The 19,534-nt window shown below is 40.0% G+C and carries 19 protein-coding genes and 3 tRNA genes; 12 read left to right on the top strand and 10 right to left on the bottom strand.

The window, feature by feature from the left end; genetic code table 11:
* Position 1 precedes the first annotated feature (1 nt).
* Genes L0951_RS06000 through recO form a run of 4 tightly spaced genes read left to right on the top strand, consistent with a single transcriptional unit; the run spans position 2 to position 4,682 of the window.
* On the top strand, positions 2–772 hold the full coding sequence (locus L0951_RS06000; RefSeq protein ID WP_234110317.1) for a 5'-nucleotidase C-terminal domain-containing protein: 771 nt from the start codon (positions 2–4) through the stop codon (positions 770–772).
* Positions 765–1,715: a bifunctional metallophosphatase/5'-nucleotidase gene (locus L0951_RS06005; protein ID WP_234110318.1), complete on the top strand. Its 951-nt coding sequence runs from the start codon at positions 765–767 to the stop codon at positions 1,713–1,715. The genes L0951_RS06000 and L0951_RS06005 overlap by 8 nt, the downstream gene beginning before the upstream one ends.
* Positions 1,716–1,722: 7 nt before the next feature.
* Positions 1,723–3,993 (top strand): hypothetical protein, encoded by a 2,271-nt coding sequence (locus tag L0951_RS06010; protein ID WP_234110320.1) that lies wholly within the window; start codon positions 1,723–1,725, stop codon positions 3,991–3,993.
* Positions 3,993–4,682: a DNA repair protein RecO gene (gene recO, locus L0951_RS06015; RefSeq protein ID WP_234110322.1), complete on the top strand. Its 690-nt coding sequence runs from the start codon at positions 3,993–3,995 to the stop codon at positions 4,680–4,682. Before L0951_RS06010 ends, recO begins: the two co-directional genes overlap by 1 nt.
* Positions 4,683–4,740: 58 nt before the next feature.
* Here the strand turns inward: recO and rpsO are convergent, their stop codons facing one another.
* Complete coding sequence (gene rpsO, locus L0951_RS06020; RefSeq protein ID WP_048498984.1) at positions 4,741–5,010, bottom strand: 30S ribosomal protein S15; 270 nt, start codon at positions 5,008–5,010, stop codon at positions 4,741–4,743.
* 169 nt (positions 5,011–5,179) lie between these two features.
* Between rpsO and panC the strand changes: the two genes are divergently transcribed.
* Positions 5,180–6,028 carry a pantoate--beta-alanine ligase gene (panC, locus tag L0951_RS06025; RefSeq protein WP_234110324.1) on the top strand — a complete coding sequence of 283 codons (849 nt, stop codon included), beginning with the start codon at positions 5,180–5,182 and terminating at the stop codon, positions 6,026–6,028.
* An 88-nt stretch (positions 6,029–6,116) separates the two neighbouring features.
* Here panC and L0951_RS06030 read toward each other — a convergent pair.
* The 3 genes from L0951_RS06030 to L0951_RS06040 form a co-directional block, all read right to left on the bottom strand.
* Positions 6,117–6,189 (bottom strand) — tRNA-Lys (locus tag L0951_RS06030).
* Positions 6,190–6,282: 93 nt separating this feature from the next.
* Positions 6,283–6,365: transfer RNA gene (locus L0951_RS06035), tRNA-Leu, on the bottom strand.
* 38 nt (positions 6,366–6,403) lie between these two features.
* Positions 6,404–6,476, bottom strand: a tRNA-Lys gene (locus L0951_RS06040).
* 144 nt (positions 6,477–6,620) lie between these two features.
* On the opposite strand from L0951_RS06040, the gene L0951_RS06045 reads away from it, so the two are divergent.
* Entirely contained in the window at positions 6,621–7,139 is a 519-nt protein-coding gene (locus tag L0951_RS06045) for a shikimate kinase (protein ID WP_234110326.1), read from the top strand.
* Here L0951_RS06045 and L0951_RS06050 read toward each other — a convergent pair.
* Positions 7,126–7,557, bottom strand: coding sequence for an RNA-binding S4 domain-containing protein (locus L0951_RS06050; RefSeq protein WP_234110328.1), 432 nt, complete (start codon positions 7,555–7,557; stop codon positions 7,126–7,128). The two genes, L0951_RS06045 and L0951_RS06050, sit on opposite strands and share 14 nt — an antisense overlap.
* A 60-nt stretch (positions 7,558–7,617) precedes the next feature.
* On the opposite strand from L0951_RS06050, the gene L0951_RS06055 reads away from it, so the two are divergent.
* Positions 7,618–8,349, top strand: a complete 732-nt coding sequence (locus L0951_RS06055; protein ID WP_234110330.1) for a hypothetical protein — start codon at positions 7,618–7,620, stop codon at positions 8,347–8,349.
* A gap of 83 nt (positions 8,350–8,432) precedes the next feature.
* On the opposite strand, the gene L0951_RS06060 is transcribed toward L0951_RS06055, so the two are convergent.
* On the bottom strand, positions 8,433–8,678 hold the full coding sequence (locus tag L0951_RS06060; protein ID WP_234110332.1) for a GlsB/YeaQ/YmgE family stress response membrane protein: 246 nt from the start codon (positions 8,676–8,678) through the stop codon (positions 8,433–8,435).
* Positions 8,679–8,875: 197 nt separating this feature from the next.
* Here L0951_RS06060 and L0951_RS06065 point away from each other — a divergent pair, with 197 nt between their 5' ends.
* Positions 8,876–11,089 carry a polyribonucleotide nucleotidyltransferase gene (locus L0951_RS06065; RefSeq protein WP_234110334.1) on the top strand — a complete coding sequence of 738 codons (2,214 nt, stop codon included), beginning with the start codon at positions 8,876–8,878 and terminating at the stop codon, positions 11,087–11,089.
* Between the two features lie 356 nt (positions 11,090–11,445).
* Here L0951_RS06065 and L0951_RS06070 read toward each other — a convergent pair whose 3' ends face one another.
* Positions 11,446–12,825: a tyrosine phenol-lyase gene (locus tag L0951_RS06070; protein ID WP_234110336.1), complete on the bottom strand. Its 1,380-nt coding sequence runs from the start codon at positions 12,823–12,825 to the stop codon at positions 11,446–11,448.
* Between the two features lie 530 nt (positions 12,826–13,355).
* Here L0951_RS06070 and L0951_RS06075 point away from each other — a divergent pair.
* Positions 13,356–14,273 carry a hypothetical protein gene (locus L0951_RS06075; protein ID WP_234110338.1) on the top strand — a complete coding sequence of 306 codons (918 nt, stop codon included), beginning with the start codon at positions 13,356–13,358 and terminating at the stop codon, positions 14,271–14,273.
* Positions 14,274–14,298: 25 nt separating this feature from the next.
* Entirely contained in the window at positions 14,299–15,810 is a 1,512-nt protein-coding gene (locus tag L0951_RS06080; protein ID WP_234110340.1) for a patatin-like phospholipase family protein, read from the top strand.
* A 9-nt stretch (positions 15,811–15,819) separates the two neighbouring features.
* Here L0951_RS06080 and L0951_RS06085 read toward each other — a convergent pair whose 3' ends face one another.
* Both L0951_RS06085 and panD read right to left on the bottom strand, forming a co-directional pair.
* Entirely contained in the window at positions 15,820–16,860 is a 1,041-nt protein-coding gene (locus tag L0951_RS06085) for a lysylphosphatidylglycerol synthase transmembrane domain-containing protein (protein WP_234110342.1), read from the bottom strand.
* A gap of 25 nt (positions 16,861–16,885) precedes the next feature.
* Positions 16,886–17,236, bottom strand: a complete 351-nt coding sequence (gene panD / locus L0951_RS06090) for an aspartate 1-decarboxylase (RefSeq protein WP_234110343.1) — start codon at positions 17,234–17,236, stop codon at positions 16,886–16,888.
* 399 nt (positions 17,237–17,635) lie between these two features.
* Between panD and L0951_RS06095 the strand changes: the two genes are divergently transcribed.
* Positions 17,636–17,926: an HU family DNA-binding protein gene (locus L0951_RS06095; RefSeq protein WP_234110344.1), complete on the top strand. Its 291-nt coding sequence runs from the start codon at positions 17,636–17,638 to the stop codon at positions 17,924–17,926.
* Between the two features lie 149 nt (positions 17,927–18,075).
* Here the strand turns inward: L0951_RS06095 and pdxH are convergent, their stop codons facing one another.
* Positions 18,076–18,720 (bottom strand): pyridoxamine 5'-phosphate oxidase, encoded by a 645-nt coding sequence (gene pdxH, locus L0951_RS06100; protein ID WP_234110345.1) that lies wholly within the window; start codon positions 18,718–18,720, stop codon positions 18,076–18,078.
* 55 nt (positions 18,721–18,775) lie between these two features.
* Here pdxH and L0951_RS06105 point away from each other — a divergent pair, with 55 nt between their 5' ends.
* Positions 18,776–19,324, top strand: a complete 549-nt coding sequence (locus tag L0951_RS06105) for a YqgE/AlgH family protein (protein WP_234110346.1) — start codon at positions 18,776–18,778, stop codon at positions 19,322–19,324.
* Positions 19,325–19,534 lie beyond the last annotated feature (210 nt).

The following is a 19,534-nucleotide window of genomic DNA, read 5'->3' on the forward strand; positions in this document are numbered from 1 at the left end:
AATGAAAAACAGATTTCTGATTCTTGGACTGGCCATTTTATCGCTTTCATCTTGCAGAACTGCGATGACAGTGGCTAAAGTGAGCCCCGGGAAAAACATCTCGCTCGACAAGGATTTACCGGAAGACCCCAAATTTACCGAATTCATTGAACCCTACAAAAAAGAGTTGGAAGGAAAGATGAATACCAAAATTTCCCATACCAATGTGGATTTGAACAAACAGGGAGATAATAGCAATCTCGGGAATTTGCTTGCAGATTACACCTTCGAAGGAGCTGATAACTGGGCAAGGAAAAACGGAATTCCCGGCGGAGTGGATGCAGCGGTGATCAATGTGGGTGGAATCCGGTCCACCATTGGAAAAGGCGATATTTTGACCAAACACATTTACGAAGTCATGCCTTTTGAAAATGAAGTGATGATCGTGAAGATGAAAGGTTCGGATTTGAAAGGTCTTTACGAATATTATGCAAAAACCCAGAAAAACAATCCCGTTTCCAGACTTTATATTGAAACCGACAGCGGAATGAGCGTCAAGGAACTGATCAATGGAAATGAAGTTGATCCCGCTAAAATCTATTATATCGCGACTTCCGATTATCTGGCTTTAGGTGGCGATAATATGGCTTTTTTCGGCAAAGGTGAAATGATTTCGACCGGAATCAAATTGCGCGATCTGTTTCTGGAAAAATTTAAAGAAAATCCAGAGATCACCATTCCGAAAGACGTGCGAATCCTTTTTAAAAACAAAAAGAACAAGACCGATGAATAGACAGCAATTTCTGAAAACGATTGGCAGTGGAACTTTGGCGCTGACTTTAGCTCCCAATTTGCTTTTGGCGGAAAACCTGAAATTTCTGGAAAAATCAGCGGCAACCAAGCTGACTATTCTTCACACCAATGACCAACACAGCAGAATCGAGCCGTTTGATTCCAGCTACAGCAGAAATCCAAACCAGGGCGGTTTTGCAAGAAGGGCTGCTTTGATCCAAAAAATAAGAAAAGAGGAAAATAACGTCCTTTTGTTGGATTCGGGAGACACATTTCAGGGAACGCCGTATTTTAATTTTTTCGGTGGCGAACTGGAGTTTAAGCTGATGTCGATGATGGGTTATGATGCTTCTACCATGGGAAACCACGATTTTGACAATGGTTTGGAAGGCTTCAAAAAAGTTCAGCCCCATGCAAAATTTCCTTTTATTTGTTCCAATTACGATTTTAAGAACACCATTTTAGACGGACACACCATTCCCTTTAAAACATTTCATAAAAACGGAATTAAGGTCGGGATTTTCGGAGTTGGAATAGAACTCGCCGGATTGGTTGGGAAGAAAAGTTATCGCGAAACGGTTTACCGGAATCCCATAGAAATCGCTCAGCATTATTCGGATTTTCTCAGGAAAGACCAAAAATGTGATTTGGTGATTTGCCTCTCGCACATCGGATATGATTACAAAGATGATCCCAAAAAGATTTCAGACAAGATCTTGGCCGCAAAAACTGACGGAATAGATCTGATTCTAGGTGGCCACACCCACACTTTTTTGCCTGAACCACAGAGTTTCCTCAACAAAAGCGGAAAAAATGTTTTGGTGAACCAAGTGGGATGGGCAGGATTACTTTTGGGAAGAATTGACTTTTATTTCGACAAAAATAAAAACGTGAAAAATATTTCATGGAACAATCAAGTTATAGATGAAAGAATTTTAGTTTAACCAAATGATGAAGAAAACATTACTTATTTTACTGTTAATCGTTTCCGTTTCTGCTTTTTCGCAGGTAATTACGTCCAGCAAATGGAGCGACCTTTTCTCCTACAACAATGTCCTGGAAATCCGGGAAGACGCGGGAAGACTTATTGCAGCTACCGAAAACGGAATTTTCTATTACACGCCGGCAACTGGTGAAATCAAGAAACTTTCGAAAGCAAACGGATTGCATGAGGTGAAAATTTCTGCTTTTGACTATAATCCGGATACCAAAATCGGACTTGTTGGTTACAATAGCGGCTCTTTGGACATTATTTCTCCCGAAGGAATTACTTATGTAGTGGACATTCCTATTGCAACCGGATATATGGGAAACAAGAAAATCAACCACATCCATATCACTGGAAATTTAGCGGTCATTTCTGTAGGTTATGGGGTTTCCATCTTTAAACTGGATAAAAAAGAATTCGGGGACTCCGCTTTCTTCAATAATGGTGGAGTTTATGAGGCAGCTCGAGAATCAGTGATTAAAGGCGATACCGTTTATGCACTGACTTCTACCGGTTTGAAGACCCACAAAATGGATGTGACTTTCCCCATTTACAGCAGTTGGAACACCATTTCAGCGGGAAATTTCACCCAGATTTCTTTGTCCACGGTAATGGCTTACGCAAATAGCACAACGGTTTTTGTGGGAGACGGCACTACTTTTAATGCGATTCCGAAAACTTTTAACGGGGTGAAAGATGTGGTGGCAACTCCACAAAATATTATTGTGGCGGATTCCCAATCTGTTCAGATTTTTAATACTACAGGCACTTTCGTAAAATCTTACAATGCTTCCGAAGCCTTGAATACAGGTTTCTACAGCAATTCTGTGATTTACGCAGGAACAGAACTTTCCGGAATGAAAAAGGAATCCGGCGAAATCCTGAAACCAGATGGACCTTATAATAATTTTTCTTATAAAATCAGTGTCAATGGCAGCGAACTGGTGGTTTCAACAGGATTTCGGGAAGCTCGTTTCAATTTTGCAGGCTACAATGCGAAAAATCTGGGCTTCTATTATTTCAATGGGTCTGAATGGATTTATCCAAGTTACTTCAAAAATAATCCTATTCAGTTTAATGTTTTGGATGCAGTTCAAAATCCATCCGTCAAAACAGATTTCTTTTTTTCCAACTATAATCAGAACGTAGGTCAGGGTTTTTTCAGAATGAAATACAATCCAGGCACCAAAGATTTTGACTTTCAGAAATATTATTCTATAGGAAACAATTACTCCTACAACAGACCAGTTGGATTGACCTATACCGACACCGGAATTCTGTACGCAACAGCAAGTTACTACACCCCGACTTATTCCGGTCACTCTACCGGATATCTGTCTTTCGACCCATCCAGCGACAGTTTCATAGGAAGAAATCTACTTGTGGCTCCAAATGGTGAAGCGGTGCAAAAAGCTTATGTCTCGGAGGGATATCTTTGGATTCCATTTCCGCGTTCCAATAATTTCGGCGCAGTGGATTACAAAAACACTCAACCTGTTTCAGATGACCAAATTTACATCATACAGAAAGATCAAGGTCTTCCAAGCAATTCCGGGGGAACTCTAAGTTTCATCATAGACAAAAACGGTGATGGCTGGATTGGAACAGAAAGCGGATTAAGGATCTTAAGATCTGCCGCCACCGAAATCAAGAACACTCCCACTGTGGAGCCGATCATCATCGAACAAAATGGACTGGGTGAAGAACTATTCAGGGACAGCATCATTTTGCAGATCGAAGTGGATTCCGGAAACCAAAAATGGGTATCCATCGATGGAGGCGGTGTTTTTTATTTAAGTTCAACCGGTGAGCAAACCATTTTGCACTTTACCAAAGAAAATTCCCCGCTCCCTACAAACAGTGTGACAGACATCAAAGTGGACAGCAAAACCGGAAAAGTCTATTTCGTGACGGCAGACGGAATCATAGTTTACCAAGGTGACGTTTTGGAGGTAACTTCCAACTTCGGTGATGTGCTGGTTTATCCAAATCCTGTAGTCTATGCCAATTACAAAGGAAACGTACGCATCAGAGGTTTGGCAGATAAAACCAACATCAGAATTACAGATGCTGCAGGAAATCTAGTTCACCAAGCCGTTGCAAGAGGTGGTTATTATGAGTGGAATCTCAACAACCAGCGCGGAGTGCGGGTAGCTTCTGGAATTTATTTTGTCTTAATGACCAATGCTGATGCAACCGATAAAGCAACTGCCAAAATTGCCGTGGTGAATTAATGCAAAATCAAAAATGCTTTCTGCTTTCTTACATTAAATATGGCGACAATGATGCGGTGATGCATTGTTTTTCGCAGGAATCAGGATTTGAGAGCTTTTTTGCCAGAGGAATTTATGCACCCAGAAACAAAAAGAAACCCTATCTCATTCCGCTGATTCCACTAAATATATCGGTGATTCCTGCAAACAAATCAGGAAAAATGCCCAAAATTTCAAAACTGGAACCAGCCAATGAGCAAAAAGAAGAAGGCAACCTTGTTCAAAACTCCGTCCTTTTTTTCCTGGCAGAATTCTTGAACCAGGTCTTAAGGGAGGAAAGGCAAAGCGAGATTATTTTCCATGAAATATCGGCAGTTCGGAAGGAAACATTGGGCGGAAATGTCAATGCCTATAATGCTTTTCTGGTGAAGTTCCTCCAAATTTCCGGCATTGCTCCACTGCTCAACGACAAAAAATTTCTTCACCCCGAATCGGGCACTTTCGGCGACGAAAAAATCCATGAACTCTTTGATGAGAAAATTTCCCGGACCTGGAAACAATTTCTGACGTCGTCAGACCCCTACGGAATTTCGTTGAAGAGAACCGACAGAAATCTGTTTACTGATTCGCTGATGCTGTATTACCACATCCATTTCTCTGGCTTCCGAATGCCGAAATCACTGGAAATCATGCGCCAGGTTTATGAATAGAATAATTCTAAAAAAAAAGCAACCCATTTCTGAGTTGCTTATTTTCTTTTTCGGAAGATTATTTTCTTAAACCAAGTTCCGCAATAATCGCTCTGTATCGTGCGATATCTTTTTGCTTAAGGTAATCCAAAAGTCTCTTTCTTTTACCTACCAATTTCACCAAAGATTTTTCAGTGTTGAAGTCCTTTTGGTTTTTTTTCAGGTGTTGAGATAAGTGATTGATTCTGAAAGTGAAAAGGGCAACCTGTCCTTCTGCGCTTCCTGTGTCTGCATCAGACTTTCCGTGCTTTGCGAAGATTTCTTTCTTCTTGTCAGTTGTTAAGTACATTCCAATATTATTTTAATGATTATTATGTAACGGTTGCAAAAGTACAATTATTTTCCTAATGCACAAAGGAATTTGCAGGATGAATAAGAAATGTGCTGGACTTTTATTTTTCTTTATGGTCATTTTTTATCAAAAATTTCTATTTTTACACGGATTATTAAAATAAACTATGGAAATTTTTCGTGACCGGAAAAGCCTTCGCAACTATATTGAAAGACAGAAGGAAATGGGAAAAAAGATTGGATTTGCACCCACTATGGGAGCCCTTCACAAAGGCCACCTCTCCCTTTACGAAGTTGCCCAGAAAGAGAACGATCTTGTGATTTCCTCCATTTTTGTGAATCCAACGCAGTTTAACAATCCGACAGATCTGGAAAAATATCCTCGAAATGTTGAGAAGGATATCGAAATCTTAAAGGATTGCGGATTGGTGGATGCGGTTTATATTCCGGAAGTGGGCGACATTTATCCAGAAGGTTTGAAAAGCCAGCACTATGATTTTGATGGCTTGGAAAACGAGATGGAAGGCAAATTCCGCCCTGGGCATTTTGACGGAGTCGGCACGGTGGTTGAAAAACTGTTCCGCCAAGTAAAGCCGGACCATGCTTATTTTGGGGAAAAAGATTTTCAGCAGCTGGCGATCATCAAAAAACTGGTCAAGAAACAGAAACTTATGGTTAAAATCCACGGCGTTCCAATTTATCGGGAAGAAAACGGACTTGCAATGAGTTCCAGAAATGAAAGATTGAGTCCCCAACAAAGAGAACAAGCAAAACTCATCCATGAGACCTTGGTCAAAGTGAACGACTGGTTCCGAATCATCACCATCCCTGAAATCTACAGACGGGTTCAGGAAATCTTCGAAGATCAAAAAGAAATGAAGCTAGAATATTTCGAAATTGATGAAGAAGAAACTTTAAAAGAAACCGACTTTTTTTACCCGGGCAAAAAATACCGCGCATTCATCGTGGCTTTCGTGGGAGATGTGCGCTTAATAGACAATATGCACCTTACCTAAAAAGCCAAAAGCTTCCTTTTCAGAAAGCTTTTGGACACCAAATCACAAAATATTAATATGAAAAAAATTTACTCCTAAAAGTAAATAGTGACCTGGCTGGGATTCGAACCCAGGACCCATACATTAAAAGTGTATTGCTCTACCAGCTGAGCTACCAGGTCTTAATTCTAATTAAGAATTAATAAATTCGGAAATCAGACCAAACAAAAATTATTCATTTTTAATTCTTCTTTTTTCCCTTAAAGAATTTGTCGTGCCTGCGACTGGACTCGAACCAGCACATCCATAGGAAACCACCCCCTCAAGATGGCGTGTCTACCAATTTCACCACGCAGGCAAAAAAAAACCGTAAATCTTACGGAATTTATTTACTTGTGACCTGGCTGGGATTCGAACCCAGGACCCATACATTAAAAGTGTATTGCTCTACCAGCTGAGCTACCAGGTCGGCCACAAAATTATAATTGATCATTCATAAATCTTGGCTGACAAAACTGCAAGTATTTATATATCCATTAATTTTTGGTGGTGCAAAGATAAGTCTTTTTTTAAAATCTCAAAATTTTTTTAGAAATTTGTGAAAAATTCAAAAATGATCATTTCACTCATCGGATACATGGGAAGCGGCAAATCACACATTTCCAAACTATTGAGCCGGGAAATGAATTTGAAATTAATTGATCTGGATAAGGAAATTTCATTTCAGTGTAAGATGCCGATTTCAGAAATCTTCGAAAAGAAAGGCGAGTTATTCTTCAGACGTGCCGAACGCGAAAAGTTGGAGGAAATTCTGGCAAAGGATAAAAACTGTGTATTAAGTCTTGGCGGAGGTACTCCCGCCTATTATAACAACATGGAAATCATCAACCAAAATTCAGAAAGCGTTTTTTTGCGTACCTCCGTCGGAACTTTGGCTGAAAGGCTTTCAAGGCAAAAATCAAAACGGCCCATAATTGCAAAAATTAATGAGCAGGATCTGCCGGAATTTATTGCAAAGCACCTTTTCGAGAGAAATCAATTTTACAGCATGGCAAAATTCACCCTGGATACCGACCGAAAAACCCCTGGTGAAATTTCCGCCGAAATCCGGGCATTTTTTAATCATCGTTAGAATCCTCCAAATCACTAAAGAAAAAATCCCAATCGGTGTTTTCATCACGGGGCTCGTCGGAGGTGAAACCCTCCAAATCTCTTCTATCTTTTTTGGTAGGTCTTCCCTCTCCTTTCGTTCGGTAGTACTCCTGAGACATTTTCCTCAATCTCAAAATTTCGTACTGTTCCTTTTCGGTACGGTCTTGGATATGCAGCGGAACCAGTTTTGCACCTATTCTGCTTTTAGGGATTTCCAAAATCTTGATTTGGTAGTCGATTTGGTTTTTTCGGATTTTAAGGAGGTCTCCGATTTTCACCTCTTTCGAAGATTTCACCACCTGACCGCCGACCGACACCCTATTCTTCTTTATTTCATCCGCCGCAATGCTTCTTGTCTTGTAAAAGCGCACACACCACAAAAATTTATCTATTCTCATAATTTATTTATACTTTTGCCGTATTAAAAAAATCCCAGCAATTTAATGATAAAATTGAATATGAAAAAAACAATCTTGTTCCTGGTTTTGGCTTCCATCTCAGTGATTTCATGCAGAAAAGACGATCCCACTGCCGCAGAACCAGAAGTTAGCATAGAAACCCAAAACGCATATGATGACGAAGCAACCATAGAGTTCCTAAAGACACACTACCTTGATGCAAAAGGAAACGTGAAGGATTTTGTGGAAACCGATACAGTGAACACCAAATTATTCGACCTGAATCCTGTCACTCTGCCTTCAGGTGTTGTTTATGTGAAAAAAGTAGCTTCACAACCAGATCCAGGCACCGTAATCGGTGATAAAGACATTTTGAGGCTGATGAATATCGCAACCACCTATGTGGCACAAAGTACAGATGGCAAAGTGAAATTTGGTTCGTCCTATCCTTTCAGAAATACTGTTTCAACAGGAAACCCAGAAGTTGACCCAGCTTATTATTACGTGAAAAATTCTGTGTTAGCAGCTTTCAACAGCAAGTATGGCACCAGTTACGACCACTCTTATTATGAGATAGAAGGTTTTCGGGAGGCTATTCAGAAATTCAAGGCATACGACATTCCAGATGAAGAGAACTATAATTTACAGGGGGTGATCATCGTACCGTCTAGAGCAGCTTTTGCAAGAGATCCACATTTTAATTATTCTAACATATCCTTCAGAAACAGAAGTTTTATCTTTAATTTCCAGGTTTATAAAACCACGACCAGAATCATTCCTGATCAGGACTAAATCCAAAAAGATTGAAAACTTCTTTTGATAAAATTAAAAGCAACCCGAATTTGGGTTGCTTTTGCGCATAAAAAGGTCAATATTTAAGCCGCTCTTCCCCGGGTAAATAAATTAACAATTGCGAGTAAAACGATGGCTCCCACTGCACCGGTAAGAATCTGCCCAATAACTGCAGTGCCAAAAGTGGTTCCCAACAACCAATAACCGATGAAACCTCCCAATATTCCGACAACAATGTTGCCGATTAAACCTAAACTTCCGCCCTTAAAAATCTGAGCGCCCAACCATCCTGCAACCGCACCGATGATTAATGTCCATAAAATTTCCATAATAATATTTTTTAGTGATTTGAAAAGTAAAATTCCAATATTATGCCAAGCGCAACATCAAATCATTTGAAAGATCTTCAAACCTTGTAAAAGTATCTAAAAGAACTTCAGCGTTTTTCCCTATCTTTGCACACGAAAATTTAAAGAGATTAAATAGTAACGCACTCAATACGGAGTGCAAAAGACAGTTTTATTTTATGAATGCTCCAGAAGCAATTATCGAAAAAATTCAATTAAAAGACGGGAGAGAAATCTCCATTGAAACAGGACGTCTCGCGAAACAGGCAAACGGTTCTGTGGTAGTAAAATGTGGCGGAACAATGCTACTTGCAACGGTGGTAGCCAACAAAGACGCCAATCCGGGAGTGGATTTCCTTCCACTGACGGTAGATTACAGAGAAAAATTCTACGCAGGAGGCAAGATCCCTGGAAATTTCTTCAGAAGAGAAGCAAGACCTTCCGATGAGGAAATCCTTACAATGAGATTGGTTGACCGTGTTCTCCGACCGCTTTTCCCTGAAGATTTCCATGCTGAAGTCCAGGTGATGATTTCCCTCATTTCTTACGACAAAGAATCCATGCCGGAGGATTTGGCTGGTTTAGCTGCTTCAGCAGCCATCGCGATTACCGATATTCCGTTCAACGGACCCATGTCGGAAGTTAGAGTGGTGAGAATAGACGGTGAACTTTCCGTAAACCCAAGTTTTGAAAATTTAAAGAAAGCCGACCTGGATATTATGGTAGGCGCAACCAAAGATTCCATCGTGATGGTGGAAGGAATTATGGACGAAATTTCGGAAGCGGAAATGATTGAAGCAATTCAGTATGCCCACGATGAAATTAAAGTTCAGATCGCCGCACAGGAAAGACTGGCGGAACGAGTAGGAAAATCTTTACCAAAAAGAGAGTATTCCCACGAAGACCACAACGAAGAAATTCGCGAAAAAGTTTGGAAAGAAACTTATGATAAAGTGTATGCCATAGCGAAAACGCCGTCGGCAAAAGAAGAAAGACATGATAATTTCGCGGCAGTATTGGAAGAATTCCTTTCCCAATATTCTGAGGAAGAAAGAGCGGAAGTGGAGCCCTTTGCAAAAATCTATTACCACGATGTGGAAAAAGAAGCGATGCGCCAAATGATCCTGAACGAAAAAATCCGTTTGGATGGACGTGATCCGCAAACGATCCGCCCCATTTGGTCAGAAATCGATTATCTTCCTGGAGCGCACGGTTCCGCAATTTTCACGAGAGGAGAAACGCAATCGTTAACAGCAGTGACTTTAGGCTCCGTCAAAGATGCAAACATGGTGGATTCTGTGGCATCTCAATATGATCAAAAATTCTTCCTGCACTACAATTTCCCGCCATTCTCCACAGGAGAAGCGAGACCCTTGAGAGGAACTTCACGTAGAGAAGTTGGCCATGGAAACCTGGCTCAAAGAGCGCTTCAAAACATGATTCCTGCTGAAAATCCTTACACCATACGTATCGTTTCAGATATTTTGGAATCCAACGGTTCATCTTCCATGGCGACGGTTTGTGCCGGAACTTTGGCATTGATGGATGCCGGTGTACAGATTTCAAAACCGGTTTCCGGAATCGCAATGGGCTTGATTACAGATCCAAAATCCGGGAAATTTACCGTACTTTCAGACATTCTTGGTGACGAAGACCACCTAGGAGATATGGACTTCAAAGTAACCGGAACCGCTGATGGTATCACCGCTTGCCAAATGGACATCAAAATCCAGGGACTGACAATGGATATTATGGAAACCGCTTTGAACCAGGCAAAAGACGGAAGACTTCATATCTTGGGAGAAATCCTAAAAACCATCGATAAACCAAGAGCCGATGTGAAACCACACGCTCCGAAAATGGAAGTTTTGGAAATTCCAAAAGACTTTATCGGTGCTGTGATCGGACCTGGTGGAAAAATCATTCAGCAGATGCAGAAAGATTTCGATACAGTGATTGCAATTGAAGAAATTGGCGAAATCGGAAGAATCGAAATTTCCGGGGTCAACAGAGAAAACATCAACGCAACCATTGCGGCAATCAACGAGATTACTTTCGTGCCGGTTGTAGGTGAGGTTTACAAAGGAAAAGTAGTGAAGGTCATGGATTTCGGAGCATTCGTAGCGATAGCAAAAGGAACAGAAGGACTTCTCCATATTTCCGAAATCGAATGGAGAAGATTAGACAAAGTTCCTTATGCTGAAGGCGACGAAGTGGAAGTAAAATTCATGGGTTATGACGACCGCAAGAAAATGAAGCTTTCCCGCAAAGTGCTTCTTCCGAGACCTCCAAGACCGGAAGGCGGCAAACCGAGACAGGATAGACCGAGAGGTGAGAATGGTGAAAACCAAAAGCCTCAGAATGAAGGTCAAGGTGAAATCAACGAAGGATAAATAACATTCTTTATATACGAATCCCGCTGTGAGGCGGGATTTTTTGTTGTGGCGCCATCAAACAAAATTGAGCGGGTTACTCCCCTAAACAGCGTCATTTCAGGAAACACCAAATAGGTTTCTATTGTGCTCTAGATTTGCCATATATTCTTGCGAAAAGAAAATTTTATAGTTGAAATTCCTTATTTCAAAAACTGCTGAAAATTCTTTGAAAATTTCGATGAAAACAAGAAGAAACAATATTTAGAGAATGAATTGACCAAAATCATATGAATTAGGTGAATAAGAAACAGAAAACCCTTTCAAAGCAAAAAACCAGGAAAGGGTTTATTTTAAACTAAAAGCTTCATTAAATATTATAGCTGCTCAAAACGCGCCTGAAAAAACCTTAAATATTTGGGTTCGTACACCATTTTCAAACCTTTGATTTCGTTTCTTCTTTCATAAACTCGGGCAGTAGATTCGGCGATTACGTCCATGTGAGCTTGGGTATAAACTCTTCTCGGAATAGTGAAACGCACGAGTTCCAGTTTCGGATAATAGTTTTCACCTTTAGAATTTCTTCCTGCAGAAACAATTCCTCTTTCCATCGTTCTGATTCCGGCATCCAGATAAATTTCTGCGGCTAATGTCTGAGCCGGGAAATCATCCTGAGAAATATGTGGTAAAAACTGTTTTGCATCCACGAAAATTCCATGTCCTCCGATCGGTTTTACAATCGGGATTCCGAATTCCTGCATTTTTTCTCCCAGATAAATGACCTGTCCGATTCTGGCTTTCATGTGTTCATCCTGCACGCTTTCACATATCCCGATTGCCATCGCTTCCATATCTCTTCCTGCCAATCCGCCATAGGTGTGCAAACCTTCGTAAACGACGACCATATTACGTGCTTCCTCGAATTTGTCGAAATCATTTAAAGCCAAAAATCCACCGATATTGACCAATGCATCTTTTTTCCCGGAAAAGGTGGCTCCGTCTGTATAACTGCAGATTTCCTTCACGATTTCGGCGATGGTTTTCAATCGGTAACCTTCCTCTTTTTGTTGGATGAAATATGCATTTTCAGCAATTCTGGTCATGTCGAGCATGATCTTGATGCCTTTTTCTGCGGTGTACGCACGAAGTTCTTTCAGGTTTTTCATGGAAACCGGTTGTCCGCCTGCAAGGTTTACGGTAACGGCGACACAGATGTAAGGAATTTTTTCTGCACCGTATTCCTGAACCAGTTTTTCTACTTTGTTTAAATCCACATCACCTTTGAAGGCATATTCCGAATTGGAATCGTGCGCTTCGTCTATGATCACATCATGAAAAACTGCTCCCGCCAATTCCTGATGAAGTCTAGTTGTGGTAAAATACATATTTCCCGGAACAATATCTCCTGGTTTGATCATGATTTGTGAAAGGATATTTTCCGCGCCGCGACCTTGGTGGGTTGGAACCAGATATTTGTAGCCATATACTTCGGAAACGGCTTTTTCCAGGTTGTAGTAGTTCTTACTTCCGGCATACGCTTCGTCTCCGCGCATCATTCCGCTCCACTGTTCGTCACTCATTGCGCTGGTTCCGGAGTCGGTCAATAAGTCGATATAGACCTCTTCGGATTTTAAAAGAAAAGTGTTGTAACCGGCTTCTTGAAGTGCTTTTCTTCTTTGTTCCGGGGTGGTCATTTTCAATAGTTCCACCATCTTAATTTTGTAGGGTTCTGCCCAACTGTCTCTTTTTAGCTGCATCTTTTTTGATTTTAATTTTAAACATAATAAATAGCTGGAAATTCAGAGGAAAATCCATGTTGTTCGGAAATGTAAAATCAGATCAGGTTGGTTTGCGCAGAAATTTCTTGTAGAGCAACAGCGAAAAAATATCGAAAGTGCTTTCGAAAAATTTTAAGAATTGTAATTCAGCTGTTCCCATAAGGTTTGAAACTGAACAAATTTAAGGAATATAATCACATCGATTTTGTGATTTGCATCATAGTATCCACTTAATTGTTGAAACTGGAACAACCAAAACAAAATGATGTAACCAATAATATCAAGAAAGGCCAATGGTATATATCGCAAAATTTTCATCTTAAAACATTAATTCAGTGGGGGTTTCATGACTGCATTAACAAAAAATATCCATTAACAAAAATGATCATCATTAACAAAAATCAATTTTTTTGAAAAAAAGGGTTTTTTCACTACTGTTTTTTGGAGTGGTTCTTTCTAAATTTATTGCCGGAATATCATTCAGATTCAACACAAAAAAAAATATAGCCATGCCAACAAATCCCTTAGAAATCAGGACCAAAGAAATTCAGAAAAAACTGTCTGTGTCACCAACCGGAATTTATGACCTACCCACCTGCAACCAAATTGAAATGCTATTAGGAGGAATCGTCACCGACCTGAATTTGGAAGAAAAAAAGAAAAACATTCAAAGACTGCTGGGCTTTACCGGAAAAGCAATCGATGGTATTTTTGGGGTGAACACCACCACAAAAATTGAGATGTTCCTCACCGAAAGACTGCCGGCAATACCTTCTGGAGCTAGAATGATTGTTTCCAAAAAATCGCTGGAGCTCGTTATTGAGAGTGAAATCAGTTCTCGGGCCTCCTACAATTCAAAGTACAAATTTCCAGTTTGGCCACAAGGAAACAGTGGAATCACCATTGGAATCGGATATGACCTCGGATACGTCACCAAACCGCAATTTGAAAAAGACTGGAAAAATTCCATAAGCGACGATAAACTTACCAAACTCAAAGCTGTAATCGGACTAAAAGGCGATGCGGCAAAAAACGCATTAAATGCCTCATTAAAACAGATCGAAATTCCTTACGACGATGCTATAGCGGTATTTTATGTATCATCCGTCCCTAGTTATGCTCGGGAAACTGCCAATGTTTATCCTGGAGTAGAACTTTTGCCTCCAGACGCGCAAGGTGCACTGCTTTCGCTGGTCTATAACCGTGGTGGTTCGCTGGTAGGTGACACCAGAATAGAAATGAAAAATATCGCCGCTTTGGTAAAATCAAAAAACCTTTCGGGAATTGCCAATGAAATCCGCAAAATGAAAAGACTATGGCAAGACAAACCCAATATGCGCGGACTCCTTTTGCGGCGTGAACGCGAGGCGATCCTAGTTGAAAATGCAAATTATTTTGTTCGGGCTCAAGATTTCATTTTCGCTTAAATTTTTAACCAAAAAAAGATAAACTATGAACATTTACGATTTTTCTGAAATACTATACTATATCGGAGAGGATGATGAGGGGAAAGAGCTGATCAGTAAGTTAAATGGCGTGAAAGCACAAAACAAGGCCTTTTCTGATGTTTATACGCAAGCGGAAGATGATAGCAGATTTCAATTTGCAGAACTCGTTCAGGAAGGCGGTGGAACCTTGGGGATTTCTTTGGTGGGATTCTGCTTCGTATTGGAATTTCTCGGCATCCGTTTTCTTCGGCTTGCAGGAACGAGCGCAGGTGCCATCAACACTTTATTCATGGCTGCTTTAGGCAAAAATAAAGAATATCCTGCAACTCCCGAACTCTTCCAGATCGTGAAAAACATGGATATGTTTTCATTTGTTGATGGCCACTGGATCGCAAAACGTGCGGTCCGAAGTATCATTTCAAAAGATGGCTGGTTACAGAAAACCATTATCATTTTTGTGGTGGTGGTTTTATTTCTCATGATTTTTTTTCCCATATTTTTTATATTCAACCTTATACATAGTGCTACTTATTGGATTGCACTTGCAATTTTGGTCTTTTTTGTGGCCATCAATGTCTATATGTATTTGCGTTTTAAAAAGGCCAATTATGGGGTTAATTCAGGAAATAAATTTTTGGAATTCCTGATCCAGAACCTTCAAAAAAAAGGCATATCTAGAAAGCTCCAATTGGACCGGATCGCAAAATTTGTAATTAATGAAGACGGCACCGTGGAAGGAAATTCAAATTATCAGTTTCTTGCGAGAAGAGAACATTTGGATGAAAATCAGAACATCATGGATGCACTGAACAATCAATACCACACCAATTTGCAAAGTAACTTTACCCTAAAAAACCTCACTGCAGACTATACCTTTATTTCGGTGGATATTTCTTCCGAAAGAAAAGTTGAATTTCCTGCCCAAGCTGGACTCTACTGGAGCAACCCCAATTTTGATGTGAATCCCGCGGTTTTCGTTCGTGCTTCCATGGCGATTCCTTTATTCTTTGAACCTGTCATTCAAAAAATCGACCGCTCGGATCTGCAAATTGTGGAGAGCTGGGAACGGATTTTTGTCCATCAAAATGAAATACCCAATAAGGGAATCTTTGTAGATGGTGGCTCCATTTCCAACTTCCCCATCAGTATTTTTCATAATCAAAGGATTATCATTCCGAGGGTTCCTATTTTCGGCATCAGAATTAATGATTCCAAACCCAACCCTGAAACAGAAATTAAAAATCTTGCAAACTATGCCGGAAGGATTTTAAACACCATGAAAAGTAACTATGACAAAGACTTCCTGACCAAAAATAATTTTTATGAAAAATTCAGTATTGCAGATATTGACACTTATCTGACGAATGCAAACTGGCTCGACTTCAACATGGATGAGAAGACCAAAAGAGCGCTTTTTCTAAAGGGTGTGGAATCGGCGATCAAGTTTATGGATGAGTTTGACTGGTTTGACTACAAGATGAATCGGGCAAAAGTCTATTTTGAAAACAATACCTAAAATTCAGAATTAGTCACCACTACCAAAGTTTGCCCTCGCTTTCGCCAAAAATGGAATGGAAATCATACCCAGCACAATCATAATGACGAGCTGCATGGTGTGTGAAATGAAAGCATAGGAAAGTCCCACTTCCGCACCTTCTTCCGGGTTCTTGCCCATGGAAAGAAAAAGTGCCATGATGCCCAATTTTAAAGCAAAATGGAAAGCGCCAATTCCACCAGAAGCTGGAACCATCATACCCAAAGTTCCCACCACAATGATGAAAAAGCCATCGGCAAAAGTAAATTCAGAAGTTTCAGGGAGTGCGAAACAAACGAGGTAAGCCGCCAAATAATAGCACATCCAAATTGCGATGGAAAGCAAAATAAAGCGAAATTTTTGTTTCAGTTTAAAGATCGATGTCAGTCCGTGGAAAATTCCTTTCCCAAAATCTACAACCTTCCGGTAAATCGCAAACTTCTCCACATTTTTCCGGAAAATAAAAAACAGAATACCCAGTAGCAGAACCATTCCTGCTGCAATAACGAGCCTATTTCCTGTCCCAGCTTGGGTAGTCTTATTGTTTTCTTCGGTTACAAAATTGTAAAAAGAAACAATTGCGCTGTATTTGAAAATTAAAGTCAATCCCAGAAATCCAAACATACAAACCAAATCCACTAATCTTTCCAGAATAATGGTGCCGAATGACTTCTCTACCGGGACTTTCTCTACACCGAAAAGTGCAGTGGAACGGGCCAGCTCTCCGCTTCTCGGAATAGTGAGGTTCATTAAATAGCCAAAAGCAATCGTCCAAAAAGAATTGGAGTTTGATATTCGATAACCGAGTGGTTCCAGCAATAAATTCCAGCGAACCGCACGAAACCAATATGCCAGAACTCCGAAAACCGATGCTGCCAAAACCCAAAAATAATTGGCTTTTGCAAAATAACCGGCAATTTTTTGGAACTCCAATCCACGGACAGCGAGCCACATAAAAAACATAGCAATTGCCAATGAAACAGCAATGGTGAGAAAGGTTCTTAAGGAATTGTTCTTTTTGGGGGATTCCACAATTAAATTTTGAAGGAAAGAAATTCTACGTTAGAAGGTTTGTTTTTTCATTGGGAAAAATAATCTTTGGCTGGAAAGTTTTCGCTTCTTCGGGCGTCATTTGAGCATAGGACATGATAATGATGATATCACCTTTTTGAACGCGTCTCGCAGCAGGACCATTCAGGCAGATTTCGCCAGATTTCCTTCTTCCCTTGATGGCATAAGTATCAAATCGCTCCCCATTGTTCACGTTCACGATAAAGACTCTTTCACCCACGATGATTCCTGATGCTTCAAGAAGTTCCTCATCAATCGTGATGCTTCCAATATAGTTAAGATCTGACTCGGTGACGCGGACCCTGTGAATCTTCGATTTAAAAACTTCAATTAACATGGCGCAAATTTAAAGATTTTAATCAAAAAAGCACCTATAAATTAAATCCATGAGCAAGCTGAAATGTGGAAATAGGCAAAGAAACACCCTTTTTATGCGATCTGAAAGCCAAAATAATGCAAAAAAATTGAAAATACCAGGCAATTATTTCTGACTGAATTAAATAATTCGCAATCGGTAAAACTCAATATAAAAAATGTAAAAAAGCCCAATCTAAAAGCCTTTGGCATAATTCTAGTAGCTCGAAACGGTCATAAAAACAAAAAATTGAAATTTGCATATTTTAGTTAATTCAATGAATATTGTCAATTTTTAATTAATTTTTACGAAAAAGTTTGCACAATTTGAAAATTGTTTTAAATTTGCTTATATAATAAACTAACCTTAATAATTATTATTATGAACAAGTCTGAATTAATCGACGCAATCGCAAAGGATGCGAGCATTACAAAAGTTGCGGCTAAAGCTGCTCTTGAATCTTTTATCTCTAATGTTACTACTACATTGAAGAAAAAAGACGGAAAAGTTTCTTTGGTAGGTTTCGGTACTTTCTCCGTAGCTGAAAGAGCTGCAAGACAAGGAATTAACCCTGCAACAAAGAAACCAATCAAAATTGCTGCTAAAAAAGTTGCCAAGTTCAAAGCTGGCGCTGATTTAGCCGGAGCAGTAATGGGTGGAAAGAAAAAATAAGCACTCGCTAAACTGAAAAATCACACCCTGTCGAAAGACGGGGTTTTTGATTTGGAATCGGCTTCATCACCGCTAATCCGTTTTCCCTTGCATTGCGAAAAAACTCTGGGCAGGTCTGCTGGCTTTAGCAATCGGAGATTTCCAATTCATCACGGCGCAAGACGAGAAATCTTCCAATCAAAATTTTCCTGGAGTTCATACAGAATCCTGTCGTGAAGCCTGTTGGGTCTTCCCTGCCAAAATTCAATTTCGTAAGGCTTTGCCAAATACCCACCCCAGTTTTCAGGTCGCGGAACTTCTTTTCCTTCAAATTCAACTTCCAGTTTTTTGAGTTTTTCTTCGAGGAATTCACGGTTGGGAATCACCTGGCTTTGCGGAGAAACCTTTGCGCCGAGCTGGCTTCCTTTTGGCCTGGAACAGAAATATCCGTCGCTAATATTTTCCGGAACCCTCTCCAAATCAGCCTTGATGATGATCTGCCTTTCAAGACTCGGCCAGAAAAAATGGAGGCACGCTTTATGAGTCTCCTCGATCGCCTTTCCCTTTCTGCTTTCGTAATTCGTATAAAAGACAAATCCGTTCCAATCGTAGGATTTCAGTAAAACCATTCTGGTTCTGGGACATCCGTCTTTTTCCAAGGTAGATACCGACACTGCGTTCGCCTCCGAAATATTGGGATTTTGTTCTGCTTCCAAAAACCAGTCCCGAAATTGCTGCATGGGATTTTCTCTGATTTGATTTTCAAGAAGTTGTGATTTATCGTAAACTTTTCGGTAATCGTGAAGGTTTTCCATTATTTTTTTTATTACATTTGAAAAAAAGGTTTTTAAAGATCCCGTTCTTATCAAAATGAATTACTCCTACAAAGGTAAAATATTAATTTCCACTCCTGATATTTCGGGCGATATATTTTCCCGCTCAGTGGTTTTGATCGTTGACCATAATGAAAATGGCGCATTCGGACTGATTTTAAATAAAAAGAATAACAATATCAGTTCCCGACTATTTAAGATTTTTGGGTTCACGATCGATGTTTATGAAGGCGGACCGGTGGAAAATGACAAAATTTTCTTCATCTGCAAATCTGAAAAAGTGACCGAAAATTATACCGAGCTTACTGACGAATTCTACCTCTCCGAAGATGTGGAAAACCTGGTGGCCGCGATTTTAGACAAGCGGCTTGCGGTGAGCGACATTAAGGTTTTTTCAGGATACTCTGGTTGGGCGGCGCAGCAGCTCGAAAATGAGATTCACCGAAAAATGTGGACCGTGGTTGACGTTTATCATTTGGATTACACCACCCCAAACGATCAAAGCCTGTGGAAAAAAATCATGCAAAACCTGGGCGGAGAATATCTTTTGTGGGCAAATTCTCCGGAAGATGTTTCCATGAATTAATGTAGCATCGTGTAAAAATCTGAAGCAGAAACTTTAACAAAATTTTAGCATCCCTCTACATAATTTACACCTCAACTTGCCGTTTTTAAAGTAGCATAAAAAAACTAAAACCCGGTAAATGACCTTTTTGTTGTTTGTCGGGTTTGTCAATTACCAGAATAGTGCTGAAGAAAAAGTATGGACTTGATTGGTCCGTTTTTTTGTGTTATT

The sequence above is a fragment of the Chryseobacterium sp. R2A-55 genome (assembly GCF_021401085.1).
Classification (GTDB): domain Bacteria; phylum Bacteroidota; class Bacteroidia; order Flavobacteriales; family Weeksellaceae; genus Kaistella.

Bases quoted from the DNA above. Each gene is read 5' to 3' on its own strand.
- L0951_RS06000 (WP_234110317.1), top strand. From the start codon at position 2: ATGAAAAACAGATTTCTGATTCTTGGACTGGCCATTTTATCGCTTTCA.
- L0951_RS06005 (WP_234110318.1), top strand. From the start codon at position 765: ATGAATAGACAGCAATTTCTGAAAACGATTGGCAGTGGAACTTTGGCG.
- L0951_RS06010 (WP_234110320.1), top strand. From the start codon at position 1,723: ATGAAGAAAACATTACTTATTTTACTGTTAATCGTTTCCGTTTCTGCT.
- recO (WP_234110322.1), top strand. From the start codon at position 3,993: ATGCAAAATCAAAAATGCTTTCTGCTTTCTTACATTAAATATGGCGAC.
- rpsO (WP_048498984.1), bottom strand. From the start codon at position 5,010: ATGTACTTAACAACTGACAAGAAGAAAGAAATCTTCGCAAAGCACGGA.
- panC (WP_234110324.1), top strand. From the start codon at position 5,180: ATGGAAATTTTTCGTGACCGGAAAAGCCTTCGCAACTATATTGAAAGA.
- L0951_RS06045 (WP_234110326.1), top strand. From the start codon at position 6,621: ATGATCATTTCACTCATCGGATACATGGGAAGCGGCAAATCACACATT.
- L0951_RS06050 (WP_234110328.1), bottom strand. From the start codon at position 7,557: ATGAGAATAGATAAATTTTTGTGGTGTGTGCGCTTTTACAAGACAAGA.
- L0951_RS06055 (WP_234110330.1), top strand. From the start codon at position 7,618: ATGAAAAAAACAATCTTGTTCCTGGTTTTGGCTTCCATCTCAGTGATT.
- L0951_RS06060 (WP_234110332.1), bottom strand. From the start codon at position 8,678: ATGGAAATTTTATGGACATTAATCATCGGTGCGGTTGCAGGATGGTTG.
- L0951_RS06065 (WP_234110334.1), top strand. From the start codon at position 8,876: ATGAATGCTCCAGAAGCAATTATCGAAAAAATTCAATTAAAAGACGGG.
- L0951_RS06070 (WP_234110336.1), bottom strand. From the start codon at position 12,825: ATGCAGCTAAAAAGAGACAGTTGGGCAGAACCCTACAAAATTAAGATG.
- L0951_RS06075 (WP_234110338.1), top strand. From the start codon at position 13,356: ATGCCAACAAATCCCTTAGAAATCAGGACCAAAGAAATTCAGAAAAAA.
- L0951_RS06080 (WP_234110340.1), top strand. From the start codon at position 14,299: ATGAACATTTACGATTTTTCTGAAATACTATACTATATCGGAGAGGAT.
- panD (WP_234110343.1), bottom strand. From the start codon at position 17,236: ATGTTAATTGAAGTTTTTAAATCGAAGATTCACAGGGTCCGCGTCACC.
- L0951_RS06095 (WP_234110344.1), top strand. From the start codon at position 17,636: ATGAACAAGTCTGAATTAATCGACGCAATCGCAAAGGATGCGAGCATT.
- pdxH (WP_234110345.1), bottom strand. From the start codon at position 18,720: ATGGAAAACCTTCACGATTACCGAAAAGTTTACGATAAATCACAACTT.
- L0951_RS06105 (WP_234110346.1), top strand. From the start codon at position 18,776: ATGAATTACTCCTACAAAGGTAAAATATTAATTTCCACTCCTGATATT.